The following is a 22,462-nucleotide window of genomic DNA, read 5'->3' as shown; positions in this document are numbered from 1 at the left end:
GAAAAAAAATTCATTTTTTATGATTTATTTACAAAATAACCCTAATTATTGTAAGGAATGATGATTTTTAGAGCGTTTGACACGCCTTTAATTACTGGCCTGACCAGTTTGATTGTGTTATAAATTTATTAAATTGCACTTTTAAAGGATATTTCCCATGCACTTTGACCAACTACTTGAGCAAGCCGCTAAAATAGGTCAATCAGATAAAATCGAACAATCAACGCTTACCATGCAATTTCCTGAAAATTGGTGTCAAGGAAGAACCGCTTTTGGTGGTTTATCAGCTGCATTGTTATATCAAGCTATTAGAGGCCAAGTGAGTAATGACCGCCGCCTTCTTTCATTGAGTACCAATTTTGTGGGGCCTTTATTGGCCGATACCCCTTTTTCACTGTACGTTGAAATATTACGTGAGGGTAAAAACAGCACACAAGTACTCGCTAAAGCTATTCAAAATGAGCAAGTAGCCGTCATTGTTCAGGCTTGTTTTGCTAAAAATAGAGAGTCAGCTATTGATGTTCCTGTTTCAAAGACATTAGGTTTAAGCCCCGTTAACGAGCGCCATACGTTACCCTTTATAAAAGGCCAAATGCCTGAATTTTTTCAACACGTGGATTTATGCCCGCAACAAGGCGCAATGCCTTTTACAGGGGCAGACACATCACATTTAGGTGGATGGATGCGACTTAAACACACACCCGAAACCATTACAGAGGCGCATATCATTGCATTAACCGATGCATGGCCGCCCACGTTATTACAAATGTTTAAGCAACCCGGGCCTGCAAGTAGTATGTCGTGGTATTTAGAGTTTGTTCAATCCCCCAATTTAACGCCTGGCGAGTGGCTTGGTTTTGAAGCGATCACGCATCACTCTAAAGATGGGTATGGTTTAGAAGATGGGTGTATTTGGTCACAATCAGGTGAGCTTATTGCCCTTACACGCCAAACGGTTGCCGTTTTTGATTAGGGTCTATTGATCTTTGCGGATTAAAATGTGTTCAAACTAGGGGCTATTTAATCGCGGCGCGAGGTTTGTAACCCAGTGGGCTCGGTAATTGCTCTTGTCTTATTCTTCTAGCTTACATCTATGCAGGCAGCAAAGTGTAAATAGCCCCTAGGAAGCCCACCTTGGGCAGCGCCTGTTGGTATTAATACTGCGTTATCGCCAATTTATGGTGAATAACCACACTACATAGGCTCTGCCTTGCCTGAACACCAAACAGGCTGGTGCAACAAACTTAATCTTGAAAGGCCAACAAACCCATATATAAAAAAGTAATCCAATCAGATACTTTATTGCTTGGCCTGTATACAAAAGTTAATTGTTCGCGTTGTATTACAGCCCCAAATATTGCAAAATCAAGTAAATGCCTTGTTGGTTGGTACTAATTTGCAAACTGTTTGCCCCTGCTGCGACCTGATCATCGATATACCAAGAGTTATTGCTAAGCAAATGGCGATATGCCCGCATTGTCATCATAAATTGTGCGAAGCAAACGTAAACCACGATAATCGCATAGTGGCCTTGAGTTTTAGTGCCCTACTCATGCTATTAAGCAGTATGTTTTACCCTTTTTTATCCTTTAGTAGTAATGGCATAACCCAAACGATTACCCTACCCGATGCAGCCCGAATATTGTTCAATTACGATAGTGAATTATTGGGGCTTTTTATTGATTTAAGCATTATTGCGTTGCCAATGAGTTTATTAATTATTTTGATCCCGCTTCACTTAGGTATTTTAAAAACATTGCCACAGGGTATTGCTCGTCGGTTACTTAAGTTTACTTTGGCACTTGAGCCATGGATTATGTCTGAGATATTTTTAATTGGTGTGTTAGTCAGCATGGTTAAAATTATGTCTTTAGCTGATATAAGCTTTGGCGCAAGTTTTTGGGCCTACGCTGCCTTTGTTTTTTTATATATTGCCGCTTTAGTGCACTTAAATCGCCCAAGGCTATGGGCACAAATTAAACCTGAAAAGAAGTTAGAGGGTGTTGAACATGCTAAGCGTGCAATCGACGAAAATATTAAAGCCTGCCATGTGTGTCATCAGCTTTGTACCAGTAACATATGCCAGCGATGCCACACTAAAACACATGTACGTAACCCTTATAGCGTTCAAAAAGCAACCGCTTGGCTCATTACTTCTATTGTTTGCTTTATACCAGCAAACGTATTGCCCATTATGAATACCACGAGCTTGGGTGATGAAACCCCATCGACACTTATCGGCGGGGTTATTTTACTCTGGAAAAGTGGTTCTTACCCTATTGCGGGTATTATTTTTTTTGCGAGTGTTGTTGTTCCTTTAGCCAAAGCATGTGTACTAAGCTTTTTGTGTATTATGGTAACAAAACCCGCAAACAGGCATACTAAAAGCTATACTAGAATTTACCAACTCACTGAGTTTATTGGTAAATGGTCAATGATAGACGTTTTTGTTGTCGCCATTTTAGTAGCGCTAGTGCAGCTGGGTAATTTAATGTCAGTGACACCAGGTTTAGGCATTGCATTTTTCACCGTTATGGTAATATGCCAAATGATGGCTGCTCACTCATTTGATCCACGCCTGTTATGGGATTCACCTAAAAATAAATCATCAGAGACCAAAACATGACCGAAACCGCCCAAGTAACAGATGAACCAAAAATCTCTGCTATCTGGATTATTCCAGCCATAGCGCTTTTTGTCGGTGTGTGGATGCTTTATCAATATCAAGCAAATAAAGGCCCCACTATATATATAGAAATGCCGCAAGCCGAGGGTATTATTGCGGGTAAAACAGAGATAAAAGTGCGCAGTGTAAAAATAGGGCAAATTGACAGCGTACGTTTATCCGACTCTCAAGACAGTGTTATTGCACGGGCTCAAATAGATAAAAACTATGATGACCTACTCACCGACGACGCTAAAATATGGGTGGTAAAGCCACGTATTGATGAAACCGGTATAAGTGGAATGAGCACCTTATTATCTGGAGTTTACTTAGAGTTTGCACCTGGTGAAAGTGAAAACCTAAAAGAACATTTCATCCTCCAAGAAGAGCCTGCGCTCATTGGCAAAGACGTGCAAGGCGGTCGCTTCCAACTACTTAGCTATAACGCAGAGGTACTTGATGTTAGCACCGGGATATTTTTTAAAAATTATAAAATTGGCCAAATAGAGACTGCTACATTTGATTGGGAAAACCAAGCAATGAAATACGGTATCTTTATAAAAGCGCCGTACCAAAACTTAATTACCAACAATTCGATTTTTTGGGTCAACGCCGGTATAGAAATTGATTTATCTGCCGATGGCATAAATATTAATACGGGTTCTTTGAGTAAGCTTTTAAAAGGGGGGATTTCAGTTGGCTTACCCGATAACCAAACACCGGGTGAAATAGCTAACGATGGCCACAACTTTTCACTCAGTCAAAGCTATAAAGAAGCACTCGAAGAACGCTTTTACGACTTTGACTATTACATAATAGATTTTGAACAATCTATTAGAGGACTCAGACCCGGCGCCCCTGTTGAATACCGAGGGATCCGTATTGGTACAGTGGTTGAAGCCCCTGCAAACATAATTGTTAATGGCAAACCAGCCCACTTTAAAAGTGCAAATACATCAGTGCCTGTGCTGATAAAAATAGAATATGGACGTATTTATCACCATAGCGCAACCGCTAAAGACTTTTGGAAAGATAGCTTAAAGGGCTGGATAAACATTGGTATGCGCGCCTCTTTAAAGCCCGGTAATTTACTAACCGGTGCAGTTTATGTTGATTTTGACATGTACCCCGACGCACCAGAAGCTGGCTTTGAAAAACTGGGCCAGTACACCGTTTTTCCTAGTGTATCAAGTGGGATTACCGTTCTTGCCGACCAAGTTTCTGATGTATTAAACAAAGTAAATAATTTAAAAGTTGAAGAAAGCTTAGCGCAAATACAAGTTGCCTTTGCCGACTACCAGTCTCTTGCTAATGAAATGCGCACGCTATTAAATGAAAAAGATACTCAAAACTTACCTGGTGATATAAATCGCAACTTTGCAAAAATGACTAAAAGCATGGAGCAGTTTGAAGTGACTATGCGTCAATTTGACAAAACTATGGCAAGTTATCAAGCTGGGTCTGAATTTCACCACCAATTGCAACAAACACTGCGTGAATTTAAGCGCTTAAGTGAAGAAATACAACCTTTGACACGTGGTTTAAATGAGCAACCAAACATGCTGATTTTTGACAAAGCGCTGCCCGCAGATCCAATACCAAGGAAGCAATAATGAAAACGCTATTACTAATAACAAGTGTGCTTTTAGTATTGTCGGGCTGTAGTTCAGCAATACAAACAACAACGCAGTACTACCAATTTGAACAGCCTATTGAATCATCGTCTCGTAATGTTAGTGAAACCAGTGCACAGCTGAGAGTACAAACTGTGGTATTAAGAGGCGCATTAAATAATTTAGGTATAGCGATGAAAATTGATAATAATCAAATTCATGCTGCAAATTATCATTTATGGGGCGAGTCTCCTGACGTTATGCTTACTGCCACTGCCCAACAAACTTTATTCAAAAACATGCCAAATTGGATGGTGATTAAGGGGCTGCCTGTAATAACTGAATTAGATCAGCAAACGTTTTACGAGCTGGAGTACGAAATTCACCATTTTAATGGTGATATGCAAGGTAATGCAGATATATCTGGCCTTTGGCGCTTATATTATACTCACCCAGAAACCGGCCGCCGCTTGATTAGTGTGCATAATTTCTCTAGCGTGCTCCCCATAAAAGACGATGGCTACGATAGTTTAGTTGCCACGCTTGAACAAACCTGGCTAAACATAAACTTAGATGTGGCTAAAGCGATAGAGCAAGCACAGCTTTAATAACCATATATATCAATGGCGGTTTTATCATCACTAATAACCGCCTTGCCCACTTTTTTAAAACCTAATTTTAGCAGTACACTTTGCGAAGCTTTATTATTTTCCGAAGCAATAGCACTTACTCGATCAATACCCAGTGTGTGCCTATTTTGTAAAAGCGTTTTAGCCGCTTCAAAAATATAACCATTTTTTTCATGATGCGCTAACAAGGCAAAACCTACATCTGGCAATTGCAACACTGTCCGTTTGTAAAAACCCACTATTCCTACCACTTCACCACTGTGTAACGTAATAATATAAGGGCCAAACCCTTGGTGTTTATGCGTGGCTATAAATGATTGTTCAATATAATTTTTGGCATCACTAAGTGTATAAATTGCTTTATCGCCAATATACTTTTTAAAATTAACTTGATTCACTAAAGTGAGTAATATTGCTGCATCGTGCTGGTTTGCATAGCGAAGAAATAAGCGTTTGGTTTTAAATACGGTCACCACGTTTTATCCTTTAAAAAGTTACTTTGCACGTAAATTTTATTGACTGAAATACAAAACCAGATTATTTTTGCACCGATGTTTTTACAGGCACAACAATAGCGGTATGCATTCCTTGCTCCGTCTGGCGCCAAAGCCAACGCGTGTTATTTAAACCTTTAATTTAACATAACCGTTTAAATACTCCTCTCGCGTACAAAAGCAGTGACTTGGAAAATGATTTAACAACAAACTATCATCTTCTTTGTTTTTGTATAAGCAATTTAAATTTTTAAATATGCTTTTAATTTTGTGAACACTTAAATGCTCGAACCTTCTGCGTTAAGTTTACTGCCACCGGCGGTGGTGGTTGTGTTGGCTGTTGTTTTACGCCGCCCTATTTTATCTTTACTTATTGGTGCTTTAGTTGGGTTAGTAATAGCCGACCCGGCTCAGGTACTTGCTAACTTTGCCAGCACATCGCTCAAAGTCATGACCGACGAAACCATAGGTTGGTTAATACTCGTATGCGGTGGCTTTGGTGCTTTAATAGCCTTATTAGTGCGTACTGGCGGTGCGTCAGCGTTTGGAAAATTGGCACTAAAATACACTAAAGGTAAACGCTCATCTTTATTTATGACATTTTGCTTAGGTGTAGTTATTTTTATTGATGATTACTTAAATGCGCTTACCGTTGGCGAAACCATGAAACGCATTACCGATAAGTTTAAAGTGAGCCGAGAAATGCTTGCCTATGTAGTCGACTCAACTGCAGCACCGATTTGTGTACTTGTCCCTTTATCTACTTGGGCAGTATTTTTTGGCGGACTATTAGTAGATAACGGCATTGCCGAAGAAGGCAAAGGGATTGCTGTATATATTCAAGCAATTCCTTATATGTTTTATGCTTGGTTTGCAGTATTGGTGGTTTTGTTAGTGGTATTAGGTGTTATACCTGCTATTGGGCCCATGACAAAAGCCGAAAAAATAGCACAAATAGAGCAAGCCAGCGTAGACCCAGCTCAGTTTAGTGATATTCAAACAGCTGACGAATACGCAGTAAAAGCAGTAGAAGAAAACTTTGAAGATGCCGATCCTCAAGGGAAATTACATAACTTTTTACTGCCGATAATTTTACTTGTAGCCTTTACCGTTTACTTTGAAATAGATGTATATAAAGGCTTACTGGCAACCATGGCGGTCACTTTGCCTTTTTATGCACTACAAAAATTAATGAGCGTTAGCGAAATGATTGAACGTATGCTTGATGGCTTTAAGAGTATGATACCGGCTATTGGCACTGTAATTGCCGCCTTTATTTTTAAAGATGTGTGCGATTTAATAGGCTTACCGCAATTTGTTATAGGCAGTTTAAGCCCTTACATGACGGCGCAATACTTACCAGCAGTGGTATTTATCGCGATGGCAGTGTTAGCGTTTGCTACAGGCTCTAGCTGGGGTATTTTTGCAGTGTCTATCCCTATCGTTATGCCACTGGCAACGGCGGTTGATGCAAATATTCCATTAGTAATTGGCGCGTTATTATCGGCCTCATCATTTGGTAGCCAAGCGTGTTTTTATTCAGACTCTACTGTACTTGCAGCCCAAGGCTCTGGCTGTAACTTAATGAGCCATGCAGTAACGCAATTGCCGTACACATTAATAGCGGCTTCATTGGCGGTTATTGGCTTTATTGTTATGGCATAAATACTTATAGGTAGAATGAAATAAATAAAACCCCCAATGTAGCAATACATTGGGGGTTTATTTTTTGATCTATTTATCAATCTTATTTTTGTAACTTAATACCATTGTAATAAGCATCAAGCGTAGTGATTTTGGTTTGATTAGGTAAATCAGCAAAGTCACTTTCAATAAACTTAGTACCGCGCAGCTGCACGTTTAAGCGCGCTGCTTGTGGGTTTAGCATGGTTTGCTTGTAGTACTGTTTTATATCTGCAAGCGTTACTTTTTCTACTTCATCAATTAGCTTTTGTTTGGAATCAAAATTAAAGTTTTCTCGGTACCAATCGCTGATCAAAGGACCCATTTCATCGTTTAAGTTTTTAGGTTGCTCTTTAAGTGACACCAAAGTCGCATTTTTAAGCTGTAAAAATGTATCAGTGCTCATGTTATCAAGCTCTACCGCGTACTCTTTTTTGAACTGGTCGAAGCGAGCTTGAATTTCCTTAGGGCCTTTTACAGGCGTTTGAATAAACAAACCAACCGCTGAATAATCTTCAATTGGACTTGCAATAGCACCTACTGCATAAGCTAGTTGCTCTTCAGTACGCATTTTGTCAAATGCGATCGTTCTAAAGTGATCACGTAATACAGCAGCTTGAGCTTTTTGTTTATAACCCGGTATTGGGTGAACGGTCATATCAACCACAGCAACATCGGCTACATCTATATCCTTTTGTAGTACTAACGTTTCACCCGGTTGTGGCAACCACGCTTTACTACGAGCAAACTCGCTCACCGTATGATTTTTAGGTAAAACAGCTGTGAGTTCGCCTGCTATTGACTCTATATCTTGCTGGTTATAATTACCGTAGCTAAATACGCGTAAATCATTGTTAGAGAATGTGGCTTGTTGTAACGTTGTTAAGTCAGCAACACGCAATGATTTTGCAGTTTTAATTAATTCATCGGTATCAAAACTACCCGTGCGTGTTAACTTAGAGTAAGCACCAAAGGCTTGAGCATAAGGAAATTGCTTTTGTTGATTCAACAAGTCACGAGTGTAGCGGTCAATAGCTTGCTCGAATGCTTGCGAAGTAGCCTCAACGTTTAATCCACTCAATGCTTGTCTAAGCAATACATCTTGCTTATCAGTGAATCCATTAAGTGATAATACAAGCCCATTACTTGGTGCAAGCCTTACGCCCATACCCGCGACCGCAGCTTCAGTACTTAATTGGCTTTGCTGAATGTTATATAAATCTGCCCACACAGAATAGAGTACTTCAGCACTGATATCGCTCAGACCTTGTTGCGTATTTATGTATACCTCAACTAACCCTTTCGGTTGTTCGGCAAATTTCTGGCTAGCTTGACGCCATACTTTTATGCCTTGTTTATCGTAAACAAGCTCTGGGTGTTTTTGTTCTTTAAATTCAGCCGTTTTAATTGCAAAACTTTCAGGTAATAAGTTGTTCACACTAGGGAGCGCTAATTTAAACTCACTTGGCTTCTTCCAGCTTGCTATTTCATCAGCGCTAATGTCGTTTATGCGATATTTACCGTCGTAAAAATATAACTGAGAGTCTGTTTCCTCTTGCTGTGAAATGTACCAAATACGCAGCGAATCTGCATTAAGCTGGTTTAGCACATTGTTAACAGCGTCGGCATCAAATTTTGCATAGTGGTAAGGTGCGTTAATCGTGTGATTAAGTGGGTAAACCTGCATGCTACCCGTAAGAGCACTTACATAGTTAAACTCGTCACCCTTTTCTAAAAATTTAAATTGGTTATTGAGCGACGTACGTATTTCGTTAAAGTACTTGCTATCGACCCCTTCCTTTTTAATTAAATCAATATATTGCATAACAACTGCAACAATTGCTTCGCGGTTTTGCATACCTGAATCAGTAAGCTCTATATCAACCGTCAACGCACCATAGTTTGCATACTGTGTTGGTGAAGCTGATGCCGATAGCTGTGAAACCCAGCCCTTATCTCTGAGTATTTGCGCAGGGCTACCCGGCATTTCATTACTAAGTAAGTATGAAACAAAGCGGTTTGGTTTTACGGCAAACTCATCGCTGTTGTTGGTAATAGTAAAATCAAGCTTTAACTGTTTTACATCTTCATTTGGCGAGTAAAATACGCGTTTACCACCGGCTTTATCAAAATCAAGTTCGGCCGTAACAGTTGGTTTTTCAATATTTTTATTTTTTATATCAGCAAAGTACTTTTGCGCTTTTATTTCCATATCTGCAATTGGCAAATTAGAAATAAGCGCCACCTTCATAATATTCGACGAGTAATATTTATTGTAAAAGTCGACAGTTTCTTGATGAAGCGAGCTGCCTTCTTTGTCGCCTAGTGTTTCTAGGTTACCAATTAAAAAACGATTAGCTGGATGCTCACTCATCATCTTACGTGCTAATTTAAATTGGCCAAAAAAGTCCATTTCACGTCGCATTGACCACTCAGCATTTACTGCGTTTTTTTCTTTTTCTGTATATTCTGGGTATAACTTAGGGGCTTTAAAAAAGTCAGAAAAACGGTCAAGCCCTTCATCAAAGGCATCGTTATTTATTTTGAACATATAGTTTGTAATTTCAAGCCATGTATAGGCGTTATGCGCCCCACCATTTTTGGTCATGAAATCTGAATACCCTTTTGTATCAGGGTATCTCTCTGTACCTAAAAAAAGCATATGCTCTAAATAATGCGCCATACCTTGTTGAGACATAGGGTCATGCAGTAAACCCACACCAACACTTAACGATGCTGCTGACTTCTCGGCACTTGGATCAGAAACCAAAATAACCTCAATTTCGTTAGCAAGCTTTAGTGTTTTATATTCTCTATTATCATTTGGGCTTACCACTAAGGTGTCTGACAATAATGATGCTTTTGGCGAGGTTGCTACCGGTGAAGATGTATTCGAACAACCGCTGAGAACAGCGATTGCAATGGCACTTAGACAAATAATTTTTTTCATTTTATTTCCATTAAAGGCATGATGCAAAATAGGTTATGCTAATTCAAAAGCAAGCTTAATAGTATAAACTAACACTTTGTGCTGATCAGTTTCTAGCAATTAGCGTTATTTTGTGTAACACATTGTGAAAAATGCCTGCATACTTACTAATTAAAACAATAACAAGGAACTACAATGGAAAAAATAATAATACTTGCCATGTTTGTGCAAGTCACCCTTTCTTTAGCTGTAATGATTATTATGGGGAGAAGACGCTTTGCAGCAGCTAAAAATAAGCAGCTCAATTTAAAAGATTTTGCAACGATGCGATTAGATAACGCAGGTGACCATGTAAGGGTGGCCGATAGAAACTTTACCAACCAATTTGAAATACCGGTTTTATTTTATGTAGGTTGCTTATTAGCTTTGCAATTAAACAGTGCAAGCGTAGTGGTTGCAATTTTGGCCTGCGCATTTGTAGCAACACGCATTTTACATAGCATTATTCATTTAGGAACAAATAACGTAAGAGCTCGATTTAACGTGTTTTTAATTGGCTGCGTGTCTGTATTTGCGATGTGGCTTGCGATGATTTGGCGACTATTTATTTAATGTAAAGCGCAGCTATAAAATAGCTGCGCAGTTTAAATTGCTGTGAATGAGATTACTTCTTTCTTTTAAGGCGTGGTACAGCTAACAAAAAAGCACCCAGCAGCCATATTAAAGCCCCACCCGAGCTACCGCCTGAGCCATCAGAGTTATCGGCGTCAATCAGCGTATTTTCAACAACAGTTAATCCGGCTGCCGAATTAGGATCGTCATCTAATACTGTAACGCTTTGGATTGTTACTAAATTAGCACTGCTAATAGACACATCACTGCTGGCACATTGCTCTGCTGTTATATCGACTACTGGTGTTTCACCGCAATGAACTAACGCTGCAATTTTATCAAGCGTTGACTGACTCGCCGCAGTGATTTGTCCAAATACGGTAAAACCACCATTTTGTGTATCAAGTGCCGCACTACCCGCACTGTTATTAGCCATATTAAAAAACCATTGGCTAGTGGCACTGTTAGGGTTGCCCCCTAACTTAGCCATGGCAATGGTACCTTTAACATTAGAAAATACAGGTTCATTAATAACTGCAGGTTTGGTCGTGATAGGGTCTAATGTGTCTGAAAACGTAAATCCACCGCCTTGAATAACAAAATTGTCTATTGAACGATGAATAACGGTTTCATTGTATGAATCGTCTTGTACATAGCTTAAAAAGTTTTCTACAGTTTTTGGTGTTTGCTGATCAAATAAATTAATCTGGATTGTACCTTGGCTGGTTTGCATCTCGACTATGGTTGCATGGCTAACAAAGCTTAGTGAAGCGAGCAATGAACCCAGTAAACATTTTTTCATGTTAGATCCTATTATTATATTTTTTAAAATAAGTTTTGTTTAGGTTAAGGTTACTGACTCAAAAAATCGATAGCTTTAAGGCAGTTGATACAAATTAGACCGTTCTGGTAACATTTCAATTACACACTATTGATTTATATTTTCTATGAAAATGTAAACCGAGTAAATGTTTAACTTTGCTCATTGTTAATTATTAAATAACATAGATGATGGATACACACATGACACACACACCACACACAATTTGCGACTTTGGCCTACATAAAGGTGAAGCATACACAAAGCTCCCAGCAAGCTTTTTAAATTGGATGGTTGCTACAAAGCATGAAAAATCACACTACGCTCGCACTGAACTAAAGCGAAGGGAGCTTGCAGCAACAACCCGTGATTAACCAAAAAATATAAGTAACTAGGTTTTTTATAAGCAAAACTAGTTTAAACTAGCCGCCTAAAACATTAAGTACAACTTAATTCATAGGTATTTTATGCGCATAATTTTTATTATTTCTATCATTTTGAGTGTGGTGGGATGTACATCAGCAACAACTGACGAAAAAACATCTTCTCCTCAATACTTAACCGTGCTTCACACTAACGATAACCATGGGCGGTTTTGGCATAACGAAAAAGGCGAATACGGCATGGCCGCTCGTAAAACGCTACTGGATCAATTGCGCAGTGAAGCTAAAAAGAAAGGCCATGGCGTTTTACTACTTTCTGGTGGTGATATAAATACAGGCATACCCGAGTCCGACCTGCAGTATGCAGAACCTGACTTTAAAGGCATGTCTTTACTTGGCTACGATGCAATGGCACTGGGTAACCATGAGTTTGATAACCCGCTAAGCGTATTAGAAAAACAGCAAACTTGGGCTAACTTCCCTCTTTTATCAGCAAATATAATTGAAAAATCATCTGGTAAAAATGCCTTTACCCCTTACAAAATATTTGAAAAAAATGGGTTGTCAATTGCTGTTATTGGCCTAACAACAACCGACACAGCCAAAATAGGTAACCCTCAATATATTGGTCATTTAGAATTTATAGACCCCGTTTCAGTAACTGCCAAATTAGCTGAAGAAATAAAAGCAAAGCACAACCCAGATATTACTATTGCTGTAACGCACATGGGCCATTTTATTGATGCTAACCATGGTATCAATGCACCAGGGGATGTAACACTTGCCCGCTCATTACCTACTAACACGCTTGACATGATCATCGGTGGTCACTCTCAAGAACCCGTCTGTATGGCATCAAACAATGTAAACGATGATAATTTTAAACCTGGTCTAGCGTGTAAACCCGATCAGCAAAATGGCACGTGGATCATGCAAGCTCATGAATGGGGTAAGTACGTTGGTAAAGCTGAGTTCAAATTAGAAAATGGTGAATTGAGCCTACTGGATTATAAGTTAATGCCAGTTAATTTATATGTTGAAAAAACACAAACTGACGGCACATCAAAAGAAGTCCTTGCGAACGAATATATAAAACCAGACCCTGCATTAAAAGCGTTTTTAGCTAAGTACCAAGCGATTGGCGCAAAGCAAATTGAAGGCACTATTGGCTCGGTAGATGCTAGATTAGAAGGCGATAGAAACAAAGTACGCTATCAACAAACTAACCTTGCTCGCGTTATTATCCAAGCACAGATGAACGTTGTGGGTGCAGATTTTGGGTTAATAAGTGGTGGCGGTATTCGCAGTTCAATCAATGCGGGTGAAATAAGTTATAAAGACATATTAAAAGTTCACCCTTTTAAAAATCGTATAACCTATATGGACTGGCAAGGCGCTGAGCTATGGGATTACTTAAACACAGTTACAAGCTTTCCTGCTGATGCTGGCGCTTACTTGCAATATCACAAGCTTTCGTTTGAACGCAAAGATGGCAAGCTTACAAACGTATTTATTAATGGTAAACCGTTTGATAAAAACAAAACATACCGTATGAGTTTAAATAGTTACAACGCTTCTGGTGGTGATGGTTATCCTACTATAAATACGTTAAAAGGCTTTGTAAGTACTGACGAAACAGACGCCCAAGCACTTAAAACGTTTATATCGCAACACAGCCCAATAAAAGCGGCTGAGTTTGCCCCTAAATAAACGCCCATAATAATAGGGAAGCAAAATTACTTCCCTATTATTTCAATATTTCCCTTCGCTATATTTATAAGCCCGTAACTATGCAAACGAGAGCGTGAACCTTCTCCATACGCTTTAGGTGGGTAGTAAATTTCTTTTTCCTCAGGGTATTCATTTAATACTTCGTCAAGCCCCGCTCTTATTTCACTCAACGTTTTCTCAAGGCTATTATTAAAGTTCGGGCGTTTCCTGATCGTATGTCCAAGCTCTGTTAAACGGTAGAAATACTTGTTAGCAAGTTCAATCAGCTCATCAGGGACATTTTTGTTGTGATTCAACGTAACCTCACTATTCGCTGAACAGTATTCAACAAGGGCGAGATAAAAACACAATGGTTTATTAGCTAATTGAACACTTTGCTCTTTATCATAACTATGTGAAAGTGTTTTATTGCGTAAGTCAATGATGAGCGCTAAAGGCATCGGCGTTGATGCAACGGGGTTAATGCTCTTATTTAAGTTTACACTGCTTTTTTTACTCTCTACAACTTTTAACCACACCGTTACAAAAAGACTGATAAGTAAAAAAAATAAAAAGAACATCTTATTTTTAGGCGTGAAGTAATGCTCGTTTATACTAAAAACAATTATCACAGGACCTTCGCTTGTCGCTAAACGGCTTGTAAATTGAGTTTTTTTTAACTCGTTTTCACTGATTAAGCCTGAGGTAATGTTGTCGACTTTCAAATTACTTGTTTTTAAATAACTATTCAGCGAGTCTATATAAGCTACAACCGCCTCTTTATTTCCTGCATGCTTATAAAGCTCATTGGGCAAATCGAGTAATGTTAAATCCAGTGCAATTTGTTTTTCAATTTGAGCCTTTTGCTGTTTAGTTGCGCGCTCGGTTTTATTCACTACAGATATATAAAACACAAACGATAATATTAAAAATATACACGAGAACGTTAATAAAAACTTTCGCCTACTCATTATTTTCCCCTACTTTAAAAACAGCAGTATTATTTTCACACAGCCAAAATGCGGTTACATTTTGATAGTAATGTAGGGCTTGCCCTTTAGACATATCCATTAAGTGATTTTGCACCGAACACAACAAATCAGTATTATTTTGTTGCATTTTTAAATACCAACGTGTGCCTGTTATATTATTGCTAAGTGGGGTTATATAGTTTTTTGAGAAACGGTCTTTATCGCTTTCTTTCCAAAACGACGCAATAACATCTACTTTACCATTGGCTAATAAGTCACGCAGTTCATTGTGAGAACTTGCGTATGTTATATTTAAATTTGTAATATTTATAGCAAGATCTTTAAACACTTGCTTTGGAAGAATATGCCCAGAGCGGCTCGTTGGGTAATCGAGCAGTCCTATTTTTTTGTCTAAAAAATACGATTTTGAAATGATGGGTTTTTCTTTTGAAGATATGAAAAATGCGGTGTAATCAGAAAAGCCGACAACTGGCATATAATTATAGGTAGATTCAGCCTTAAATGCCGTCATGATGTTGTTTTTTGCGAGAATAAGGTCTGCAATTCCTTTACCTACAAACTCTAAGCTGTCTGATGTTTTGTATCCCCAATAACCAATAACCGATCCGTACTGTTTAGCAACCACACTATCATCACATAACTTCTGTGAAAGCTCAGCTGCAATGTTCTTAGACGGTGTAAATACAATCAGCTCATTGTCGTTTGCGGTCGCCGAGGTACTACATACTGTTGATGTTTCAATAAGTATAGGAAATACTAATTCGTCATCGTTTACAATTAATTGACCACTCATCCAAGCAAAAACCATCACTATAAACAAAAATGTAACAATTGAAGTTTTATGCAACAGCTTATTTTTAATATCCAAACTAAAGACACCCTAAAGTAAAACACTCTCTCATTTGAACAATATTAATTACTTATTACAACAAGTAATTTTACCTATAACTGCTAAACTATTGATTAATAATAAATATGAATAAGAAATTATGAATTTTATTGAGTCCTTCCTAATTACATAAAAAGTAAGGACAATTGACCTCATTACAACGCAATACACCACTACAAAATCATTAAGGGATATTTAATGCGTAGCAATGTAAAATATTCGGTAACGTCAGCGCTTTTAATAAGTGCCATTTTTACAAGTAGCGATTCACTTGCTTGGGGCCAAAATGGTCACCGTGTTGTAGGTAAAATTGCTGAATGCCATATAACAGAAACCACAAAATCAGCTATTCAACCATTTTTAGCGGGAGAATCACTCGCACAAGTTTCAACTTGGCCTGATGAAATGCGCTCAAATCCAGGCAAGTTTTGGCAAAAGCAATCTTCTCGCTGGCACTATATTAATGCCGCACCTAATAAGTCCTTCACAATCAATCACGACCATACCAATAATAAAGAATCGGTTAGCAATATTCTTGAAGGCATCCACTATTCTATAAAAACACTCAAAGACGAAAACAGTAGTTTAGACTCAAAACAGTTCAGTTTACGTTTTTTAGTTCACTTGGTCGGTGATAGCCATCAACCCTTCCATGCAGGAAGAAGCGAAGATAGAGGCGGAAACCGTATTAATGTGTCGTTTTTTGGTCAAGATACAAACTTACACAGCTTGTGGGATACTAAGTTAGTTGAAAACGAAAACTTATCATTTACTGAATACGCACAGTTTATAAACACCAACAACAGCGAACTAATCGCAGAATATTTAGAAAGTACACCAACTACCTGGATTGAAGAGTCTCACAATTTAGCAAACGCACTTTATAAGTCTACAAATGAAGAAGTTGGCTACAGCTATGTTTATAAAAACACACCTATCGTAAAAACACGCCTGCTGCAGGCAGGTGTTCGATTGGCTGGCTTGTTAAACGCACTGTTTGATCCTTCAGCTAAAGAGCTGGAAACAGCGTTAAAAAAAGTATCTATGTAATTTGTGACACATAAAACCTACACACGGGGATTTTTTGTAAAGGCTTGTTTTACATTTCACAAGTTTGTCATAAAACATCGGTAGTATGAGCTCGCTAATAGAGTGATTACTCAAAAAAAGGTAAAAAATAGTCAAAATTTGTACTATTTATTAAAAAAACATTGCAGTTGTATTTTATTTGTAACAAACAATTAGGGTACAATAGCAATGGTTTTTAAAATATAAACCTGCATTTAGTTTATTTTTTGAAAACCAAAAAATAAAAATATAAAAATTTAATTATTAACTACACGGGAAAATTAAATGAAAACTCAAATACGCAAAACGGCCCTATCACTTGCTATTGCAGCATGTGTTGGTGTTAGTGGCGCTGCAATTGCAAATGAAACAACATCTGCAATTAAAGGTCAAATCACTGGTCCTAACGGCAACCCTGCTGCTGGCACTAAAATTACAATTTTACACGTTCCTTCAGGCTCAGTTAAAACAACTGAAACTAATGACGCTGGTTATTTCACAGCTAAAGGCCTGCGTGTTGGTGGTCCATATAAAGTAGTTGTAGATTCTGACACTTATGCAGACCAAGAGTTCAATAATATTATTCTTAATATTGGTAACGATTACCCTGTAAATGCTTCTTTAGAGAATATCTCTAACATTGAGCAAATTGTAGTTACAGGTGCTCCTATCAGTGCTATGTCTGGTGGTACAGGTCCTGCGTCTACTTTTACGCTGACTGACCTTGAAAACCAACCAGCTATTAACCGTGATTTAAAAGATATTATTCGTATTGACCCACGTATCACAATCGATGATAGCCGTGGCTCAATCAACTGTGGTGGTGGTAACCCACGTTACAACAGCTTAACGCTTGACGGCGTTCGCATGAACGATAACTTCGGTTTAAGCTCAAACGGTTACCCAACTATCCGTGCCCCTTTCTCTTTCGACTCTATTGAACAAGTTTCAGCTGAACTAGCCCCTTTTGACGTTCAATACGGTGGCTTTACATCGTGTAACATTAACGCTGTAACTAAATCTGGTGGCAACGACGTTCATGGTGGTGTTTTCTTCGATTACACAAATGATTCAATGAAAGGCGATGAAATTGAAGGTAACGAAGTTGATAATGGTAACTACACTGAAAAGCGTTACGGTTTCAACGTAGGTCTTCCGCTTGTTGAAGATACATTATTTTTGTTCACTTCATACGAAAAGCTTGAAGGTGTTCGCCAGTTTAACTACGACGGCCTTAGCAGTGGTAGTGTGACAGCTGATGATGTATCTCGTATTCAAAGTATTTCTCAATCAGTTTACGGCTACGATGCTGGCGGTATGCCATCAAGCATGCCTGTTGAAGATGAAAAAATCTTAGTAAAACTAGATTGGAACATCAACGAAGATCACCGTGCAAACTTAATCTATAACTACAACGACGGTAATACAATTTCTCAGTCGGACACAGGTTCTAGCCGCGTTTCTTTATCAAACCACTTCTATGATCAAAGCGCTGAATTTACTTCAATCATTGGTTCTGTATATTCTGATTGGTCAGACGATTTTTCTACTGAAATTCGTCTAGGTAAATCAGAGCTAGACGCAACGGTTCAGTCATTAGATGCTGCAAGTAGCTTTGGTGAAATGCAAATTCGTACTGATAATGGTGGTACGGTTTACATTGGTCCTGATGACTCTCGTCAATCAAACGATTTAGACTACGACACAACTACATTTAAAGTTGCTGGTACTTATTACTTAGATCAACACACTATTACTGCTGGTTACGAGTTCGAAGAGCTATCTGTTTTCAACTTGTTCGTACAGCATACAGAAGGTGAGTGGCGCTTTGACTCAATTGACGACTTTGAAGCAGGTCAAGCAGCGCGTATCTACTACAACAATGCTGCAGGTACTAATAACCCGAATGATGCGGCTGCAAGCTTTAAATATGCACAGCATACATTCTATGTTCAAGATGAATACGCATTCACTGACTTAGATGCAACTATTCAGTTTGGTTTACGTTACGACAAGTACACAAGTGATGACGTTCCTAACTTTAACCAAAACTTCACTAACCGTTATGGTTTCAGCAATCAGTCTACATTTGACGGTATTGACTTACTGCAACCTCGTGTTGGTTTCCAATGGTATGCAACAGATGAGCTTGAAGTTCGTGCTGGCTTAGGCTTGTTCTCTGGTGGTAACCCGAACGTATGGTTGTCTAATTCGTACTCTAACGACGGTATTACAAACATTAGTACGCAATTCCGTGGTGTAGATTTATTCAATACAGCTAACGTAAACGGCGGTACACCTGGTTTTGACGTACCACAAGGTATGTTTGACATTGTTGCAAATACAGAAATTGGTGTAGGCGATGCAACAGTTAATGCTGTAGACCCAGATTTTGAAATTCCTTCAGAGTGGAAATATTCACTAGGTGCTACATACACAACTGAAGACGAATACGTAATCTCTGTAGACTACTTATACTCGAAGAAAAAAGACGCTGCATTGATGCGTGATATCGCACTTCGAGAAAGCGGTGAAACTACGTTTGATGGCCGTCCTATTTACGAGTCAATCGAAGGACGTAGTAATGAGTATTTATTAACGAATGTTAGTGGTGATAGTGGTGACTCTTCTGTTATCTCTGCTGCAATCAGCAAAATGTACGACAACGGCATTAACTTTAGCTTTGGTTATGCATATACAGATGCAGACGATGTAAACCCAATGACTAGTTCTGTAGCCGGTTCTAACTACGGTAACATCGCACTTACTAATCCAGGTAACCCAGGTGTTGCGTCTTCAGATTATGAAATTCCGCATCGCTTCACTATGACGCTTGGTTACAAACACGAATTTGTAGACGGCTATGAAACACGCTTTAACCTTTACGGTGAAGCATACAAAGGCCTACCCTACAGCTTCACGTTTGATGGTAGCGATAACACAGATGCTAACCGCAACACTACCTTTGGTGATAACAACTGGAATGGCAACCGTCAGTTAATGTACGTTCCACTTGAAAACGATCCTAACGTTGTTTACAACATGTCGGCTGATGAAATCAATGAGTTCAACGACTTCATTGCTTCTGAAGGACTTAAACGCGGTGAAATTGCAGGCCGTAACCAGCAAAATTCAGATTGGTTTGTTAAGTTTAACCTTAAAGTTACACAAGAACTACCAGGCTTTATGGAAGGCCATAAAGGTGAAGCATTCTTCGTAATCGACAACCTTACAAACATGCTAAATGATGACTGGGGCGTACTTAAGAAAGGTCCTTTCGTAGGCGCAAGCATGATCTCAACATCTATTGATGACCAAGGTCGTTACGTTTACTCAGGCTTTAACGGTAATAACGCAAATACTTCAGTGCAAACTGGTGCGTCATTATGGGAAATGCGTGTAGGTGTACGTTACACTTTCTAATCTAATTTGTTAGATTAGTCAAAATTATAAAAGCCCATCATTTGATGGGCTTTTTTATGCCTGTAAGTTATTTTTTAGCTTATTAAGTACACTTACTAATAAGCTTTGTTCATGTGTGTTTAACGATGCCAATAATTCTTTTTCCCACTTTAACGCTTCGGGTACTATTTTTTTATATAACTCCTTTCCCGATTCACTTAATGAAAGTATTGCTGCGCGCTTATCCTCTGAATTTATTTGAGTTATTAACAACTTTTTTTCTACTAATATTTTTATTGCACGCGACACGGTCGATTTATCCATATTTGCCTGCTCACATAGGTTTTTAGCATTACTTTGACCAAATTGCGCTAAGTTAGCCAAAATTCGCCATTGAGGTATCGTTAAGTCAAATTTAGCTTGATATACCTTTGCAAGATCATTACTCACCAAACTTGCAACATTAATTAGTTGATACGCTAAAAAAGTATCTAAATTGAGTTTCATTGTTGTTCCGTTAAATAGGTTTACTGACTGTTCATTTTTATTTACAAACGCCTCCAGAGAGCAATTTGAAATTACTCTCACTTGAGAGTATCTTAGCTGAAATAAATAAAACATAAAACTAGCCTTCTCTCACAGGAGTCACCAATGGCAGAACAATTAAAATATATGACCGGTTTTGGTAATGAATTTGAAACCGAAGCGCTACCCGGTGCCTTGCCAATAGGGCAATTTACTCCTCAAAAAGTTAAGTATGATCTTTATACTGAACAATTTAGCTCTACTGCATTTACCGCGCCTCGGGCAGCTAACCGCAGAACTTGGCTATACCGCTTACGCCCTTCGGTAGTGCAAGGTGACTACCAAGCAATTGATAACGGCCTGATAAGAACCGCGCCTATTACAGAAGCCGTAACACCTCCTACCATGCTGCGCTGGAATCCAATTGCTATTCCCACAAAGCCAACTGATTTTATCGATGGCCTTATAACAATGGCTGCAAACGGCAGCGCTAATGGACAATCTGGCATTGGTATACATGTTTATGTTGCTAATAAATCGATGGTTGATCGCTACTTTTATAACGCTGATGGTGAAATGCTATTTGTACCACAACAAGGCGAGCTGCTCTTACATACAGAGTGCGGTAAGCTTTTTGTAAAGCCTGGTGAAATTGCAGTCATACCGCGAGGAATGAAATTTTCAGTTGATTTAATACAATCAACCGCCCGTGGTTATATATGCGAAAACTATGGTCATGCTTTGGAGCTTGCAGAGCGGGGCCCGGTTGGTGCAAACGGCTATGCTAACGACCGTGACTTTCACTATCCAGTTGCTGCTTTTGAAGACAAAGAAGGTGATTTTGAACTGATATCAAAATTTAATGGCAACTTATTCAGCTGTGAAATAAAACACTCTCCTTTCGATGTTGTCGCTTGGACGGGTAATAGCGCCCCTTATAAATACGATTTATCCCGATTTAATGTCATGAATACAGTCAGCTTTGACCATCCGGATCCTTCTATATTCACCGTTTTAACCTCGCCGTCAGCCACAGAAGGGATGGCTAATGTTGATTTTGTTATTTTTCCACCCCGTTGGATGGTCGCTGAAAACACTTTTCGCCCTCCCTACTACCATAGAAATATCATGAGTGAATTCATGGGCTTAATTGAAGGTGTATATGATGCTAAAGAGCATGGCTTTGTACCAGGAGGCGCTAGTTTACATAATTGTATGTCGCCACACGGTCCAGAAGCTGACGTATTCGAAAAAGCGTCAAACGCAGAGCTTATTCCACAAAAATATGAAAATACGCTCGCCTTCATGTTTGAATCGCGCTACATCATTTCACCGACTAAACACGCGTTAGATGGTGAAGAACGTCAGCATAATTACACGGATTGCTGGCGAACAATCGAAAAACACTATTCAGGCAACAAGGATTAATTATGAAGCTATACAGTTATTTTCGCTCATCTGCTGCATACCGCGTACGCATTGCGTTAAACCTAAAAAAAATTGATCACGAGCTGGCAATTGTTAACCTATTAAAATCAGAACAGCTTGATGAGAACTACTTGGCATTAAACCCACAAGGGCTTTTACCAGCCCTTGAAACAGACGAAGGCGTGCTTGGTCAATCATTAGCTATTTTAGAATGGCTTGATGAAACATACCCACACTCACCATTAATTAGCGGCTCAGCTTGGCGAAAAGCACAAATTAGAAATTTAAGCTTTGCAATAGCGTGTGATATACACCCTGTTAATAATTTGCGTGTACTCAAGTATTTATCTAATGAATTAAACGTAGGCGATGTTGCTAAAAACACCTGGTACAGGCATTGGATTGAAGTTGGTTTTGATAAAATAGAAAAAATGCTCACAGACGATGATTACTGTATTGGGGACGAGCCAAGCCTTGCTGATGTTTGCTTAGTACCGCAAGTATTTAATGCTATTCGTTTTAATGTTGATATGAGTCGCTACCCAAAAATTGCAGCCATTTATGAGCGATGTAATAAATTAGCTGCGTTTAATGACGCCGCACCGCAAAATCAACCCGAT

General features: G+C 38.8%; 18 protein-coding genes. 12 read left to right on the top strand and 6 right to left on the bottom strand.

Translation table 11 applies throughout. From position 1 onward, the window contains the following. Nucleotides 1–157 precede the first annotated feature (157 nt). From ATS71_RS06475 to ATS71_RS06460, 4 genes are all read left to right on the top strand, one after another. The gene (locus ATS71_RS06475) at nt 158–973 is read left to right on the top strand and encodes a thioesterase family protein (protein ID WP_058404080.1); all 816 of its coding nucleotides are present in this window, start codon (nt 158–160) and stop codon (nt 971–973) included. A 486-nt stretch (nt 974–1,459) separates the two neighbouring features. Beyond that, nucleotides 1,460–2,626, top strand: a complete 1,167-nt coding sequence (locus ATS71_RS06470; RefSeq protein WP_235591426.1) for a paraquat-inducible protein A — start codon at nt 1,460–1,462, stop codon at nt 2,624–2,626. After that, entirely contained in the window at nt 2,623–4,278 is a 1,656-nt protein-coding gene (pqiB, locus tag ATS71_RS06465; RefSeq protein ID WP_058404079.1) for an intermembrane transport protein PqiB, read from the top strand. Before ATS71_RS06470 ends, pqiB begins: the two co-directional genes overlap by 4 nt. Continuing rightward, nucleotides 4,278–4,886: a PqiC family protein gene (locus tag ATS71_RS06460; protein ID WP_058404078.1), complete on the top strand. Its 609-nt coding sequence runs from the start codon at nt 4,278–4,280 to the stop codon at nt 4,884–4,886. Before pqiB ends, ATS71_RS06460 begins: the two co-directional genes overlap by 1 nt. On the opposite strand, the gene ATS71_RS06455 is transcribed toward ATS71_RS06460, so the two are convergent. Then, on the bottom strand, nt 4,883–5,380 hold the full coding sequence (locus ATS71_RS06455; protein ID WP_327078237.1) for a GNAT family N-acetyltransferase: 498 nt from the start codon (nt 5,378–5,380) through the stop codon (nt 4,883–4,885). The genes ATS71_RS06460 and ATS71_RS06455 overlap by 4 nt on opposite strands. A gap of 303 nt (nt 5,381–5,683) precedes the next feature. On the opposite strand from ATS71_RS06455, the gene ATS71_RS06450 reads away from it, so the two are divergent. Further along, on the top strand, nt 5,684–7,066 hold the full coding sequence (locus ATS71_RS06450) for a Na+/H+ antiporter NhaC family protein (protein ID WP_058404076.1): 1,383 nt from the start codon (nt 5,684–5,686) through the stop codon (nt 7,064–7,066). An 82-nt stretch (nt 7,067–7,148) separates the two neighbouring features. Here ATS71_RS06450 and ATS71_RS06445 read toward each other — a convergent pair whose 3' ends face one another. Then, complete coding sequence (locus ATS71_RS06445; RefSeq protein ID WP_058404075.1) at nt 7,149–10,034, bottom strand: insulinase family protein; 2,886 nt, start codon at nt 10,032–10,034, stop codon at nt 7,149–7,151. A gap of 174 nt (nt 10,035–10,208) precedes the next feature. Here ATS71_RS06445 and ATS71_RS06440 point away from each other — a divergent pair, with 174 nt between their 5' ends. After that, nucleotides 10,209–10,625 (top strand): MAPEG family protein, encoded by a 417-nt coding sequence (locus tag ATS71_RS06440; RefSeq protein ID WP_058404074.1) that lies wholly within the window; start codon nt 10,209–10,211, stop codon nt 10,623–10,625. 52 nt (nt 10,626–10,677) lie between these two features. Here the strand turns inward: ATS71_RS06440 and ATS71_RS06435 are convergent, their stop codons facing one another. Continuing rightward, nucleotides 10,678–11,427, bottom strand: coding sequence for a peptidylprolyl isomerase (locus ATS71_RS06435; RefSeq protein WP_058404073.1), 750 nt, complete (start codon nt 11,425–11,427; stop codon nt 10,678–10,680). Between the two features lie 221 nt (nt 11,428–11,648). Between ATS71_RS06435 and ATS71_RS18675 the strand changes: the two genes are divergently transcribed. Together ATS71_RS18675 and ushA are read left to right on the top strand one after the other, a co-directional pair. Further along, nucleotides 11,649–11,819, top strand: coding sequence for a hypothetical protein (locus ATS71_RS18675; RefSeq protein WP_201020860.1), 171 nt, complete (start codon nt 11,649–11,651; stop codon nt 11,817–11,819). Between the two features lie 93 nt (nt 11,820–11,912). Continuing rightward, nucleotides 11,913–13,538 carry a bifunctional UDP-sugar hydrolase/5'-nucleotidase UshA gene (gene ushA, locus ATS71_RS06430; protein WP_058404072.1) on the top strand — a complete coding sequence of 542 codons (1,626 nt, stop codon included), beginning with the start codon at nt 11,913–11,915 and terminating at the stop codon, nt 13,536–13,538. A gap of 26 nt (nt 13,539–13,564) precedes the next feature. On the opposite strand, the gene ATS71_RS06425 is transcribed toward ushA, so the two are convergent. Both ATS71_RS06425 and ATS71_RS06420 read right to left on the bottom strand, forming a co-directional pair. After that, on the bottom strand, nt 13,565–14,509 hold the full coding sequence (locus tag ATS71_RS06425; protein WP_058404071.1) for a hypothetical protein: 945 nt from the start codon (nt 14,507–14,509) through the stop codon (nt 13,565–13,567). Then, complete coding sequence (locus ATS71_RS06420) at nt 14,502–15,398, bottom strand: hypothetical protein (protein ID WP_082653596.1); 897 nt, start codon at nt 15,396–15,398, stop codon at nt 14,502–14,504. Before ATS71_RS06420 ends, ATS71_RS06425 begins: the two co-directional genes overlap by 8 nt. Nucleotides 15,399–15,617: 219 nt before the next feature. Between ATS71_RS06420 and ATS71_RS06415 the strand changes: the two genes are divergently transcribed. Both ATS71_RS06415 and ATS71_RS06410 read left to right on the top strand, forming a co-directional pair. Then, the gene (locus ATS71_RS06415) at nt 15,618–16,469 is read left to right on the top strand and encodes a S1/P1 nuclease (RefSeq protein ID WP_058404070.1); all 852 of its coding nucleotides are present in this window, start codon (nt 15,618–15,620) and stop codon (nt 16,467–16,469) included. Nucleotides 16,470–16,772: 303 nt separating this feature from the next. Continuing rightward, the gene (locus tag ATS71_RS06410; RefSeq protein WP_058404069.1) at nt 16,773–19,910 is read left to right on the top strand and encodes a TonB-dependent receptor; all 3,138 of its coding nucleotides are present in this window, start codon (nt 16,773–16,775) and stop codon (nt 19,908–19,910) included. 54 nt (nt 19,911–19,964) lie between these two features. On the opposite strand, the gene ATS71_RS06405 is transcribed toward ATS71_RS06410, so the two are convergent. Next, a complete protein-coding gene (locus ATS71_RS06405; protein WP_058404103.1) occupies nt 19,965–20,396 on the bottom strand; it encodes a MarR family winged helix-turn-helix transcriptional regulator in 432 nt (143 codons plus the stop codon). Nucleotides 20,397–20,540: 144 nt separating this feature from the next. Here ATS71_RS06405 and hmgA point away from each other — a divergent pair, with 144 nt between their 5' ends. Continuing rightward, the gene (gene hmgA, locus ATS71_RS06400) at nt 20,541–21,842 is read left to right on the top strand and encodes a homogentisate 1,2-dioxygenase (RefSeq protein WP_058404068.1); all 1,302 of its coding nucleotides are present in this window, start codon (nt 20,541–20,543) and stop codon (nt 21,840–21,842) included. Nucleotides 21,843–21,844: 2 nt separating this feature from the next. After that, on the top strand, nt 21,845–22,462 hold a 618-nt coding region (gene maiA, locus ATS71_RS06395), incomplete at its 3' end, for a maleylacetoacetate isomerase (RefSeq protein WP_058404067.1).

This window comes from Pseudoalteromonas sp. H71, from assembly GCF_001468485.1.
Classification (GTDB): Bacteria; Pseudomonadota; Gammaproteobacteria; order Enterobacterales; family Alteromonadaceae; genus Pseudoalteromonas.
This window is presented reverse-complemented; position numbering and strand designations above follow the sequence as displayed.

Excerpts from the sequence above, each read along its gene's own strand:
- hmgA (WP_058404068.1), top strand. The coding sequence starts at position 20,541 with ATGGCAGAACAATTAAAATATATGACCGGTTTTGGTAATGAATTTGAA.
- pqiB (WP_058404079.1), top strand. The coding sequence starts at position 2,623 with ATGACCGAAACCGCCCAAGTAACAGATGAACCAAAAATCTCTGCTATC.
- ATS71_RS06405 (WP_058404103.1), bottom strand. The coding sequence starts at position 20,396 with ATGAAACTCAATTTAGATACTTTTTTAGCGTATCAACTAATTAATGTT.
- ATS71_RS06470 (WP_235591426.1), top strand. The coding sequence starts at position 1,460 with ATGGCGATATGCCCGCATTGTCATCATAAATTGTGCGAAGCAAACGTA.
- ushA (WP_058404072.1), top strand. The coding sequence starts at position 11,913 with ATGCGCATAATTTTTATTATTTCTATCATTTTGAGTGTGGTGGGATGT.
- ATS71_RS06415 (WP_058404070.1), top strand. The coding sequence starts at position 15,618 with ATGCGTAGCAATGTAAAATATTCGGTAACGTCAGCGCTTTTAATAAGT.
- ATS71_RS06475 (WP_058404080.1), top strand. The coding sequence starts at position 158 with ATGCACTTTGACCAACTACTTGAGCAAGCCGCTAAAATAGGTCAATCA.
- ATS71_RS06460 (WP_058404078.1), top strand. The coding sequence starts at position 4,278 with ATGAAAACGCTATTACTAATAACAAGTGTGCTTTTAGTATTGTCGGGC.
- ATS71_RS06425 (WP_058404071.1), bottom strand. The coding sequence starts at position 14,509 with ATGAGTAGGCGAAAGTTTTTATTAACGTTCTCGTGTATATTTTTAATA.
- ATS71_RS06445 (WP_058404075.1), bottom strand. The coding sequence starts at position 10,034 with ATGAAAAAAATTATTTGTCTAAGTGCCATTGCAATCGCTGTTCTCAGC.
- ATS71_RS06410 (WP_058404069.1), top strand. The coding sequence starts at position 16,773 with ATGAAAACTCAAATACGCAAAACGGCCCTATCACTTGCTATTGCAGCA.
- ATS71_RS18675 (WP_201020860.1), top strand. The coding sequence starts at position 11,649 with ATGACACACACACCACACACAATTTGCGACTTTGGCCTACATAAAGGT.
- ATS71_RS06435 (WP_058404073.1), bottom strand. The coding sequence starts at position 11,427 with ATGAAAAAATGTTTACTGGGTTCATTGCTCGCTTCACTAAGCTTTGTT.
- ATS71_RS06450 (WP_058404076.1), top strand. The coding sequence starts at position 5,684 with ATGCTCGAACCTTCTGCGTTAAGTTTACTGCCACCGGCGGTGGTGGTT.
- ATS71_RS06440 (WP_058404074.1), top strand. The coding sequence starts at position 10,209 with ATGGAAAAAATAATAATACTTGCCATGTTTGTGCAAGTCACCCTTTCT.